Origin of the sequence: Bradyrhizobium sp. HKCCYLRH1034, from assembly GCF_051168375.1 — a bacterium.
GTDB lineage: Bacteria > Pseudomonadota > Alphaproteobacteria > Rhizobiales > Xanthobacteraceae > Bradyrhizobium.
Genome location: NZ_JBNPUW010000005.1, coordinates 69,760 through 81,437 on the forward strand (window position 1 = coordinate 69,760; position 11,678 = coordinate 81,437).

Below are 11,678 nucleotides of genomic sequence, written 5' to 3' on the forward strand. Positions count from 1 at the left end.
GCCGGTGCCGATCCTGGGTCAAGAGCCTGATGATCTTCACGTTTTCGAGATCGGCGCGATGCCTGGACGGCCCCCCGTCGAATCGAGGATCGCAATCGGTGGGTCGCGGCCGGTTCGTCGGAGCACGAGCACTGGACAAGCGAGGACAGGGAAAGCCATGCGCAAGACCGAAGTCAGCGGCCGGATCATGACCCACGCGGCCATTCGCGTCCTGCGGCTGTCCGCCGTTGCGCTCGGCATTGGCCTCGTCATGGCCGCCGGCGCCGCCCGTGCCCAGGACGATGAGGAAGACGACAAGACCTTCGAAGAGAAGATCATCGACAATCTGATGCGCGGTCTCGGCGGCACCAACATGGAGACGCCCTCCATCGAATACCGCGAGCGGTCGCCTTTGGTGGTGCCGCCCAAGCTCGATCTGCCGCCGCCCGCCGCCGCGGCGCAGGCGACCGCGCCAAACTGGCCGAAGGACCCCGACGAGCAGCAACGCCGGGCCGCGGCCGCCGCGCGCAAGAAGGAAAACAGGGATCCGGTCAATGCGGCCCGTCCGCTGACCCCGGCCGAGATGAAGATGGGGCGGACGGCCGCCGCCAAGCCGACTGAGCCGATTCAGCCCGGCGTGGCCAACAACCCGATGATGAGCCCGTCGCAGCTCGGCTTCAAAGGCGGCCTGTTCGGCATGTTCAAGGGCAGCGACAGCGAAACCAAGCCGTTCACCAGCGAGCCGCAGCGCGAGAGCCTGACCCAGCCGCCGCCGGGCTATCAGACGCCGTCGCCGAGCTATGCCTATGGCACCGGCAAGCAGGAGCCGATCGGCGGCAAGCAGCTGGACATCATGACCGGCAAGGAACGGTGACGGCGGCAGCCGTTCGCCCGGAGATGCCGGCTTCGCTGGCGTTAGCGAAATTTAATGTCTCGCGGCGACAGGATGTCGCCGTTTTGTGACGCCGGGCCCCGTCCGGCGCGGTGTAGCATGCTGCGCTCAAACCCGATCGCCCCGCCCCGCGGGCCTTCAGAAGGATCATGATGTCCTCGCACCGGTTCATTCCCGTCGCCGCCGCGCTCGTCTCCCTCATCGCGTTCACGGCGGGCGCTTCGGCGCAAACGACGTTCGCCTCCGAGCCCCCCGCCAGCTTCACCCTCCCCAACGGCCTGCAGGTCGTCGTGATCCAGGATCACCGCACGCCGGTGGTGACGCAGATGATCTGGTACAAGGTCGGCTCCGCCGACGAGACGCCCGGCAAGTCGGGCCTGGCGCACTTCCTCGAACATCTGATGTTCAAGGGCACCGAGAAGCATCCCGCCGGCGAGTTCTCCAAGACGGTGCTGAAGATCGGCGGCAATGAGAACGCCTTCACCTCGGTCGACTACACCGGCTATTTCCAGCGCGTGCCGCGCGATCAATTGCCGAAGATGATGGAGTTCGAGGCCGACCGCATGACCGGCCTCGTGCTGAAGGACGAGAACGTGCTGCCCGAGCGTGACGTGGTGCTCGAAGAGTACAACATGCGCGTCGCCAACTCGCCGGAAGCCCGTCTCAACGAGCAGATCATGGCGGCGCTGTACGTCAACCACCCCTATGGCCGCCCGGTGATCGGCTGGCGGCCGGAGATCGAGAAGCTCGGCCGTGAGGATGCGCTGGCGTTCTATCGCCGCTTCTACGCGCCCAACAATGCCATCCTGGTGATCGCCGGCGACACCGACGCCAAGGAAGTGCGCCCGCTCGTGGAGCAGACCTTCGCCAAGATTCCCGCGCAACCCGACATCCCCGCGCGCCGGTTGCGGCCGCAGGAGCCCGAGCCGGTGGCGCCGCGCACGGTCACGCTGGCCGACCCGCATGTCGAGCAGCCCTCGATGCGCCGCTTCTATCTGGTGCCCTCGGCCACCACCGCGGCCCCCGGGCAGTCGGCCGCGCTGGATGTGTTGGCGCAACTGATGGGTAGCGGCAGCAACTCCTATCTCTACCGTGCGCTGGTCGTCGACAAGCCGCTCGCGGTCAATGCCAGCGCGTCCTATCAGGGCACGTCGCTCGATCCGAGCCAGTTCTCGATCGCGGTCGCGCCGCGTCCGGGCGTCGATTTCGCCCAGGTCGAGGCTGTCGTCGACAGCGTCATCGCCGAGATCGCGCAGAACCCGGTGCGCGCGGAGGATCTCGAGCGCGTCAAGACGCAGCTCATCGCCGAGGCGATCTACGCCCAGGACAACCAGGCGACGATGGCACGCTGGTATGGCGGCGGCCTCACCACGGGTCTCAGCATCGAGGACATCCGGAGCTGGCCCGACCGCATCCGTGCCGTGACCGCCGAGCAGGTGCGCGCCGCCGCGCAGACCTGGCTGCAGAAGAAGCGCTCGGTCACCGGCTATCTGATCAAGGACAATGCGGCCAAGCGCGAGGAGAAGCGGTCGTGATGAACACAATGACCTTCGCCCGCCGCTTCGCCTGCGTTGTCGCCGTCGGCGCCGCCGCGCTCACGATCGTTCCCGCCGCCCACGCGGCGACCAAGATCCAGCGCCTGGTGTCGCCCGGCGGCATCGAAGCCTGGTTCGTGCAGGACGCCACCGTGCCGCTGATCGCGATGGAATATGCGTTCCAGGGCGGCGCCTCGCAGGACCCCGTCGGCAAGCCCGGCGTCGGCAATCTCGTGGCCGACCTGCTCGACGAAGGCTCCGGCGATCTCGACTCCAAGACCTTCCACGAGCGGCTCGACCGCCGCGCCATCGAGCTGAGCTTCCAGATCTCGCGCGATCAATTCCGCGGCTCGCTGCGCATGCTGCGCGACAACAAGGACGAGGCGTTCGAGCTGCTGCGCACCGCGCTGACCTCGCCGCATTTCGACAGCGCCGACGTCGAGCGCATCCGCTCGCAGGTGATCTCCGGCCTGCGCCGCGAGACCACCAATCCGAGCTCGCTGGCGGGCCGCAAGTTCCTCGAGCTTGCCTTCCCCAACCACCCCTACGGCCGTCCGGCGAACGGCACGCTGGACAGCGTGCCGACCATCACCGTCGACGATCTCAAGGCCTATGTCGGCCGCGTGCTCGCCAAGGACACGCTGAAGGTCGCGGTTGTCGGCGACGTCGACCCGGCCACGCTCGGCAAGCTCCTCGATCAGACCTTCGGCAGCCTGCCGGCCAAGGCCACCTTGACGCCGGTGCCCGACGTCGTCGCCACCATGCCGCCGCAGCGCGCGCTCGTGCCGCTCGACGTGCCGCAGACCGTGATCACCTTCGGCGGTCCCGGCATCCGCCGCCACGACCCGAACTTCATGGCGGCCTATGTGGTCAACCACATCCTCGGCGGCGGCGGCCTGTCGTCGCGGCTCTACAAGGAGGTGCGCGAGAAGCGCGGCCTCGCCTACTCCGTCTACGACGCGCTGCTGTGGATGGATCATTCGGCGCTGTTCATCGGCAACACCGCCACCCGCTTCGACCGCGCCGGCGAGACCATCGCGGCCGTCGAGCAGGAGATCCGCCGCATGGCCGAGGAAGGCCCGACCCAGCAGGAGCTCGACGAGGCCAAGTCCTACATCAACGGCTCGCAGATGCTGGCGCTCGACACCTCCTCCAAGCTGGCGCAGGCGATGCTGCAATATCAGCTCGACAAGATGCCGATCGACTACATCGAGAAGCGCAGCGAGATCGTCAACGCCGTCACCCTGGACGACGCCAAGAAGGCGGCGAAGCAGCTCTGGAGCCAGGGCCTGCTCACGGCCGTCGTCGGCCGCACCCCGCAGGCCGCCGCCGAACCGTCCCAGGCGCCGGCCACGGCGCCGGTGACGAAGACGAACTGAGCGGGGCGCGGAGCTTCTCTCCTACGAGCACGTTGTTAGTCGCTCGGCATGCCCGGGCTTGTCCCGGGCATCTACGTCGTTCCGAGGACGCTGGGCCACGTGGATGGCCGGGCCTTCGCCGCGCCGAAGCGGCTTCGGCCGCGCAGGCGGGACAGGCCCGGCCATGACGAACGATCGTGGCCAACCACCGCTGGCGGCACAAAAACAGTGTCGTCCCGGCCTTGAGCCGGGACCCCAACCCCCAGGGCGATGTTTGAGGCAGCTTGGTCATTGGCATCTGCCGCCCCACCTCGGCTGCGGCGAATGGGTCCCGAGTCGGCGCCGTCAGCCAGGCTTCGCGTCGCTGACGGCTTGCCCGGGACGACAGCGGAGGACCGCGCATCGAATTCCGATAAAAATAATCAGCTTGCTATTTTTCGGAATTCATGATTTGATCCGCCCATCCCGCCTCACTGCGGAGGGGCGTTGCGCGCGATCGTCACGACACGCGAGGCGGGGAGCGGTGGCCGCGAGAGATCGCAGCGTCTTCTCACGAGGACGCGGACGAACGATGTCTTGCGGACGTGAAGTCGCAGCGTCCTGATACCCCGATGCTGGTATCACGCGCTGATGCGCAAGCATCATGCGCAATGGTGGCCAACACGCCCGGCGCACCAGGGAGACTGCGTATAAGCGTGAAGACCATCGCGCGGGGAATGCCGGGATGCCTCGGCTGAACCTGTGGTACCTGCCGCCTGCATTTTTTTCGCAGGCGGGCCATGGGTGCGGCCAGCGCCCGGCATTCCCCGCGCCCTCTGCATGCTCGCGAGGGACGAACTGATCGCAGACCTCGGGCATCAGATGCCGCGAGAACGCGCTGACATGTCGTCGCCTGCGGCCGCTGTTTGAACCGTGAATCCGCCTCGCACACCGCTGTCGTCCCGGACAAGCTGCGACGCGCGCCAGCGCGGCGCAGATCCGGCACCCATACGCCGCAGCCGACGTGAGGCGGGAGGTGTCAGCGGCCAGCCTGCCCCAAACTGCTCCCTGGGGTTATGGATCCCGGCGTTCGCCGGGATGACAGTGGAGATTCTGGCGGCGGTCTCGGGCCGCCAACCGCGCCTCGCCATGACGCCCCGCGCACACCTCCCCTAAACCCGCTATGGTGGGCGCGAAAACCTCGATTCCACTGGTGCCCCATGCTGCGGATCTCCCGCGACCTCGCCATCAACGAAGACGACATCGAGATCTCGTTCGTCCGCGCCTCCGGCCCCGGCGGCCAGAACGTCAACAAGCTGTCGACCTCGGCGCAGCTGCGCTTCGACACGACCCGGATCACCCTGCCCGAGGACGCCGCCGCACGGCTGGCGCGGCTCGCTGGACAGCGCATGACCAAGAACGGCGTCATCGTCATCCAGGCCGAACGCTTCCGCACCCAGGAGCGCAACAAGGCCGATGCGATCGAGCGTCTCGTCACGCTGTTGAAGGAGGCGATGATCCGGCCGAAGGTGCGGCGCCCGACCAAGCCGACCTTCGGCTCCAAGCAGCGCCGGCTCGAAGGCAAGAAGATCCGCAGCGACGTCAAGGCGGGACGCGGTGGGCGCCGCTTCGACGATTAGTCCGCAACGCTGACATATCCTGCGGCTGGACGAGTCCTGCGCACGCTTTGTTCCGGCCGAAACAGCCCGCTACTACCACGGCGCTCTCGCTGCGACCTAGTCTCATCAAAAATGATGAGAGAGGATCGATGTCGGGACGGCGTACGGCGCAAGAGCTGCTGCTTGTTTTAGGACTAGGATGGTGCGGCGCAGTCCTGAGCACCACGATCGCATCGGCGCAGATGGCCTTGCCGTCGCCCAAGCCTGCCGACGGCGCGACCTTGTTCAAGCAGCAATGCGGCGTCTGCCACACGCTGAGCAGCGCCGAGCCGATGCGCCAGGGGCCGCCGCTCTCGAAGGTCGTCGGCCGCCGCGCCGGCTCCGTCGAAGGCTTCCGCTATTCGGCCGGCTTCGCGAAAGCTGATTTCACCTGGGACGAGACCAAGCTCGATGCCTGGCTGACCAACCCGCAAGAGCTGATCCCCGGCGCCGTGATGGCGTATCGCCAGGCCAAGCCCGACGTGCGCGCCGCGATCATCAACTACCTGAAGGACAATTGAGATGGCCAAACCCGTTCATTCCATGATCCGCGTGCTCGACGAGGCCAAGGCGCTCGACTTCTACAAGCGCGCCTTCGGCCTGGAGATCGCCGACAATCTGCGCTTCGACGGCTTCGCGCTGATCTATCTGCGCCATCCGTCGTCGCCCTTCGAGGTCGAGCTCACCGTCAACTACGACCGCAAGGAGCCGTATACGCTCGGTGACGGCTACGGCCATCTCGCTGTCGTGGTCGACGATCTCGATGCCGAGCATGCCCGTTTCGAGCGCGAGAACCTGGTACCAGGCCCGTTGCGCGATTTCAAGCACAATGGTGCGACACTCGCGCGCTTCTTCTTCGTCACCGATCCCGACGGCTACAAGATCGAGGTCATCCAGCGCGGCGGCCGCTTCGGATGAGCCGCTGACCACGAAAATACACCAAACAAAAACCCAACGGAGGATACCCATGAGAGAAGTCGATCGCCGCAACAAATACGACCGCCGCGTCTTTCTCAAGGGCGCGGCCTCGACCGTGCCGGCCGCAGCCGTGGCTTCCGCGACCGGCCTCGGCATTGCCGATGCCTGGGCGGAGGATGCCAAGGCGCTGACGCCGGCCACCCTGAAGACACTCGTGAAGGTCGCGCGCGACATCTATCCGCACGACTTCCTCGCCGACCGCTACTACATCACCGCGGTCAAGCCGTGGGACGGCAAGGCCGCGGAAGATGCCGCCGTGAAGGCAATGATCAATGACGGCGTCGCCCGGCTCGACCAGGACGCGCGTGACCGCCACAAGCTGCCTTACGCCCAGGTGCCGTGGGAGGCCGACCGCGTCGCGCTGCTCCAGGGCATCGAGCAGACGACCTTCTTCAAGACGCTCCGCGGCGACCTCGTGGTGTCGCTCTACAATCAGAAGGAGCTCTGGCCGAAGTTCGGCTACGAGGGCTCCTCCGCCGAGCATGGCGGCTACATCAACCGTGGCTTCTCCGACATCGACTGGCTGCCGAAAGCCTGACGCCGGCGAACAACAGAAAACACGGAGGAAACCACCATGGCAAAATTCGATCAGAACGATTCGGGCGTGGTCGTGATCATCGGCTCGGGCGCCGGCGGCGGCACCCTGGGCAACGAGCTCGCACAGAAAGGCATCAAGGTCGTGATCCTCGAGGCGGGCAATCGCTACGAGATTCCCGACTTCATCAACGACGAGTGGGAGAGCTTCACCCAGCTCGCCTGGACCGACATGCGCACGACATCCGGGACTTGGCGCGTGGCGAAGGACTTCGCCAACCTGCCGGCCTGGATCGTCAAGGCGGTCGGCGGCTCGACCGTGCACTGGGCGGGCGCCTCGCTGCGCTTCGATGAGCACGAGTTCAAGGCCCGCACCACCTATGGCGGCGTGCCCGGCACGAGCCTGTTGGACTGGCCGGTGACCTTGGCCGAAATGGAGCCGTGGTACGCCAAGGCCGAGTTCAAGATGGGCGTCACCCGCACCAACGACATTCCGGGCCTACCCGGCAACAACAATTTCAAGGTGCTCGAAGCCGGCGCCCGGAAGATCGGCTACAAGACCGTGCACACCGGCAACATGGCGATCAACTCGCAGCCGCGCGACGGCCGCGGCGCCTGCCAGCAGATCGGCTTCTGCTTCCAGGGCTGCAAGTCCGGTGCGAAATGGTCGACCCTGTACACCGAGATCCCGAAGGGCGAGGCTACCGGCAATCTCGAGGTGCGGCCCAACAGCATGGCGATCAAGATCGAGCATGACGCTTCGGGCAAGGTCACCGGCGTGGTCTATGCCGACGGCCAGGGCAAGATGCAGTTGCAGAAGGCCCGTATCGTCGCCGTCGCCGGCAACTCGATCGAAAGCCCGCGGCTTCTGCTCAACAGCGCCTCGAACATGTTCCCGGATGGTCTTGCCAACTCCTCCGGCCAGGTGGGGCGCAACTACATGCGGCACATGACCGGCAGCGTCTATGCGACGTTCGAGAACCCGGTGCACATGTATCGCGGGACCACCATGGCCGGCATCGTCCGCGACGAGGCGGCGTTCAATCCGAAGCGCGGCTTCGTCGGCGGCTACGAGATGGAGACGCTCTCGCTCGGCCTGCCGTTCATGGCCGCGTTCCTCAATCCCGGCGCCTGGGGCCGCAGCTTCACGGCGGCGATGGAGACCTATCCGCGCATGGCCGGCATGTGGCTGGTCGGCGAGGACATGCCGCAGGAGACCAACCGCATCACGCTCGATCCTGTCGCCAAGGACAAGTTCGGCATGCCGGTCGCCTCAGTGCATTTCGACGATCATCCCAACGACGTCGCGATGCGCGCCCACGCCTACAAGCAGGGCTCGGCGATCTACGAGGCGGTCGGCGCAACCGTGACCTACCCGACCACGCCCTACCCCTCGACGCACAATCTCGGCACCAACCGGATGAGCGAGAAGGCCAAGGACGGCGTCGTCAACAAGTTTGGCCAGACCCACGACGTCAAGAACCTGTTCGTCTCAGACGGCAGCCAGTTCACTACGGGGGCTGCGTGCAATCCGACACTCACCATCGTGGCGCTGGCGATCCGCCAGGCGGACTACATTGCTGGCGCGATGCAGAAGAAGGAGATCTGATGGGCAAGTCCTTGCTGTGTTGAGTACACGGCTTGCGACGATGACGGTCAGCGCCTCCCCCGCTCGCGGGGGAGGTCGCATCGCATCGAAGATGCGATGCGGGTGGGGGAACGCTGCGGCGGGACTGCCGCTGTGGCGCCCCCACCCTCGCCCTCCCCCGCAAGCGGGGGAGGGAGACAAGACAGCGGGGCCGTGGCTACTCGGCCGCGTCCATGATCGCCGCCGCGGTAAATTCCGGCAGCGTCGCAGTCGCCTTTGCCCGATAGATCAGACAGGAGCAGCGCAGCAGCGACGCAAAATTCTTCACCTCGCCGTGATGGTCGAGCACCTCGGCGTACAGCGTGGTCACGAACTTGGCGAGGCTCATGCCTTCCTTGGCGGCGATCTCCTCGAGCGTGTCCCAGAACGCCATTTCGAGCCGGATCGACGTGCTATGGCCGCCGATCCGCAACGAGCGGGTCTGCGACTCATAATCGCGCTGAGGCTGGTGTGCGAACAGATGGCACATGGGCTTCCTCCGGCTGATCGTTATTTTTGCGAAACGATATACTGGCCCCGCCCGCCTCACAATCCCGTTGGAGAAGGTTGCTTTTCTCTGCCGCAGCGCATGAAAAAAGCTATTCTCACCCCACATTTGCAACGTGACCGCCGCAGCGCCGCGCGCCTTCAATATCCAAGCCAGCCAGCTTTCAAGTTCGTTCGCACCATGCCCGTCCGCCAGCTTCCCGAACAGATCGTCAACCGCATCGCCGCCGGCGAGGTGGTTGAGCGGCCGGCGAGCGTCGTCAAGGAGCTGGTCGAGAACGCGATCGATGCCGGCGCGAGCCGCATCGACATCTTCACCGACGGTGGCGGCCGGCGAAAGATCGCGATCACCGACGACGGTGGCGGCATGACGGCGGCCGATCTTGCGCTCGCGGTCGAGCGCCACGCGACATCGAAGCTCGACGACGAGGACCTGCTGCAGATCCGCACCCTCGGGTTCCGCGGCGAGGCGCTGCCCTCGATCGGCTCGGTGGCGCGGCTGTCGATCACGACGCGGCACAGGAGCGAGCCGCATGCCTGGGCGCTCGCGGTCGATTGCGGCGACAAGTCGCCGATCGTGCCGGCCGCGCTGAACCAGGGCACCCGCGTCGAGGTCGCCGATCTCTTCCACGCCACGCCGGCCCGGCTGAAGTTCCTCAAGACCGACCGCACCGAGGCCGAGGCGATCCGCGAGGTGGTGCGGCGGCTGGCGATGGCGCGGCCCGACATCGCCTTCACGCTCGCCGGCGAGGAGCGCGCGCCGGTGACCTGGGCCGCCGCGCTGCCCGGCGCGCCGGGCCAGCTGACGCGGCTCGGCGACATCCTCGGCGCCGACTTCCGCAGCCATGCGATCGCCGTGCGCAGCGAGCGCGATCATGTCGTGGTCGAAGGCTTCGCAGCGGCCCCGGCGCTGACGCGCGCCAATGCGCTTGGGCAGTATCTGTTCGTCAACGGCCGCCCGGTGCGCGACAAGCTGATCCTCGGCGCCGTGCGCGCAGCCTACGCCGACTATCTGCCGCGCGACCGCCATCCTGTCGTGGCGCTGTTCGTCACACTCGATCCGCGCGAGGTCGACGCCAACGTGCATCCGGCCAAGACCGAGGTGCGCTTTCGCAATGCCGGCCTGGTGCGCGCGCTGATCATCCACGCGTTGAAGGAAGGTCTCGCCCGCGAAGGCCGCCGCACCGCGGCCAATGACGGCGGCGCGACCATCGCCGCGTTCCGCCCGGCCTTCGCGCCACCGCGGCCCAACGTCGGTCCGATGAATTGGGACTGGCAGCGCTCGCCGTCGGCGCCGGTGATGCCGCATTTCGGCGGCTCCGTCCCTGCGGCGGCGCCCTCACCAGATTTCGGGTCGTTCGGGCTTGCGGAATCCTCTCAAGCGGCCTTCGACGTCGGCACGCCCCGCGCCGATCTTCGGCTGCACGAGCAGCCGGCCGCGCCCGACCTGCTCGACCGTCCGCTCGGCGCTGCGCGCACCCAGATCCACGACACCTACATCGTGGCGCAGACCCGCGACGGCCTCGTCATCGTCGACCAGCACGCCGCCCATGAGCGCATCGTCTATGAGCGGCTCAAGGCCTCGCTCGCGGCGCATGGTGTGCAGCGGCAGATCCTGCTGATCCCGGACATCGTCGAGCTCGATGAAGCCACCGTCGAGACGCTGCTCGCGCGGACTGATGAGCTTGCCTCATTCGGCCTCGCGATCGAATCGTTCGGTCCCGGCGCGGTCGCGGTGCGCGAGACGCCGTCGCTGCTCGGCAAGATCGATGCGGCGGGGCTGCTGCGCGATCTCGCCGAGCACATGGAGGAATGGGGCGAGGCGCTGCCGCTGGAGCGCCGCCTGATGCACGTCGCCGCTACCATGGCCTGCCACGGTTCGGTGCGCGCCGGCCGCCGCCTCAAGCCGGAAGAGATGAATGCGCTGCTCCGCGAGATGGAGGACACGCCCAACTCCGGCCAGTGCAATCACGGCCGCCCGACCTATGTCGAGCTCAAGCTCGCCGATGTCGAGAAGCTGTTCGGGAGGAGATAGCGCCGACGACTTCCGCAACGAGCCATTCGCAAGGATCAAGAGCCACGCAAGAACACGAACTCGGTGTCGTCATAGGCGCGGCGCTCGAGCTCTTCGAACCCCTCGGGCGCCTTGAACGCGGCGGCCTTGGACTCTTCCACCACGAGCAGCGCCGATGGCACCAGCCAGCCGCCGTCGCGCAACGAGGCCAACGCCTTCTCGGCCAGACCCTTGCCATAGGGCGGATCGAGAAACACCAGCGAGAACGGCTCGACCGGGCGCGCCGGACCCAGATTGGTGGCATCGCGGCGGTAGACCTTGGTGACACCGCCGAGGCCGAGCGCCTCGACATTGTTGCGCAGCAGCGCCCTTGCCTCGGCGCCGTTGTCGACGAACAGCGTGAACGCCGCGCCGCGCGAGACAGCCTCGATGCCGAGCGCACCGGTGCCGGCAAACAGATCGAGGACGCGTGCCCCCTCGATCGGATCCTCGTAGGCGTGCACGAGGATGTTGAACAGCGCCTCGCGCAGCCGATCCTGCGTCGGCCGTATGTCGCGCGAGGCGGGCGAGGCGATGTTGCGGCCCTTCAGCCGTCCGCCGACGACACGCATCGCACC

The 11,678-nt window shown here is 66.8% G+C and carries 11 protein-coding genes; 9 read left to right on the forward strand and 2 right to left on the reverse strand.

The window, feature by feature from the left end; translation table 11 throughout:
- Positions 1-187: 187 nt before the first annotated feature.
- The 8 genes from ACQR0W_RS13250 (at position 188) to ACQR0W_RS13285 (ending at position 8,522) form a co-directional block, all read left to right on the forward strand.
- Positions 188-853, forward strand: coding sequence for a hypothetical protein (locus ACQR0W_RS13250; protein ID WP_315713662.1), 666 nt, complete (start codon positions 188-190; stop codon positions 851-853).
- Positions 854-1,020: 167 nt separating this feature from the next.
- Positions 1,021-2,406, forward strand: coding sequence for a M16 family metallopeptidase (locus ACQR0W_RS13255; protein WP_316165827.1), 1,386 nt, complete (start codon positions 1,021-1,023; stop codon positions 2,404-2,406).
- On the forward strand, positions 2,406-3,785 hold the full coding sequence (locus ACQR0W_RS13260; protein WP_316165826.1) for a M16 family metallopeptidase: 1,380 nt from the start codon (positions 2,406-2,408) through the stop codon (positions 3,783-3,785). The genes ACQR0W_RS13255 and ACQR0W_RS13260 overlap by 1 nt, the downstream gene beginning before the upstream one ends.
- Before the next feature lie 1,178 nt (positions 3,786-4,963).
- Positions 4,964-5,383: an alternative ribosome rescue aminoacyl-tRNA hydrolase ArfB gene (arfB, locus tag ACQR0W_RS13265; RefSeq protein WP_315716703.1), complete on the forward strand. Its 420-nt coding sequence runs from the start codon at positions 4,964-4,966 to the stop codon at positions 5,381-5,383.
- Positions 5,384-5,604: 221 nt separating this feature from the next.
- Positions 5,605-5,922 carry a c-type cytochrome gene (locus tag ACQR0W_RS13270; RefSeq protein ID WP_315716717.1) on the forward strand — a complete coding sequence of 106 codons (318 nt, stop codon included), beginning with the start codon at positions 5,605-5,607 and terminating at the stop codon, positions 5,920-5,922.
- A gap of 1 nt (position 5,923) precedes the next feature.
- On the forward strand, positions 5,924-6,319 hold the full coding sequence (locus tag ACQR0W_RS13275; RefSeq protein ID WP_434840688.1) for a VOC family protein: 396 nt from the start codon (positions 5,924-5,926) through the stop codon (positions 6,317-6,319).
- 49 nt (positions 6,320-6,368) lie between these two features.
- Entirely contained in the window at positions 6,369-6,917 is a 549-nt protein-coding gene (locus tag ACQR0W_RS13280) for a gluconate 2-dehydrogenase subunit 3 family protein (protein WP_434840689.1), read from the forward strand.
- Positions 6,918-6,953: 36 nt separating this feature from the next.
- Positions 6,954-8,522: a GMC family oxidoreductase gene (locus ACQR0W_RS13285; protein WP_316184172.1), complete on the forward strand. Its 1,569-nt coding sequence runs from the start codon at positions 6,954-6,956 to the stop codon at positions 8,520-8,522.
- Between the two features lie 196 nt (positions 8,523-8,718).
- On the opposite strand, the gene ACQR0W_RS13290 is transcribed toward ACQR0W_RS13285, so the two are convergent.
- Positions 8,719-9,030, reverse strand: coding sequence for a ribbon-helix-helix domain-containing protein (locus tag ACQR0W_RS13290; protein WP_315716699.1), 312 nt, complete (start codon positions 9,028-9,030; stop codon positions 8,719-8,721).
- Between the two features lie 198 nt (positions 9,031-9,228).
- Here ACQR0W_RS13290 and mutL point away from each other — a divergent pair, with 198 nt between their 5' ends.
- On the forward strand, positions 9,229-11,082 hold the full coding sequence (mutL, locus tag ACQR0W_RS13295) for a DNA mismatch repair endonuclease MutL (RefSeq protein ID WP_434840690.1): 1,854 nt from the start codon (positions 9,229-9,231) through the stop codon (positions 11,080-11,082).
- Positions 11,083-11,117: 35 nt separating this feature from the next.
- On the opposite strand, the gene rsmD is transcribed toward mutL, so the two are convergent.
- A complete protein-coding gene (rsmD, locus tag ACQR0W_RS13300; protein ID WP_316201689.1) occupies positions 11,118-11,672 on the reverse strand; it encodes a 16S rRNA (guanine(966)-N(2))-methyltransferase RsmD in 555 nt (184 codons plus the stop codon).
- Positions 11,673-11,678 lie beyond the last annotated feature (6 nt).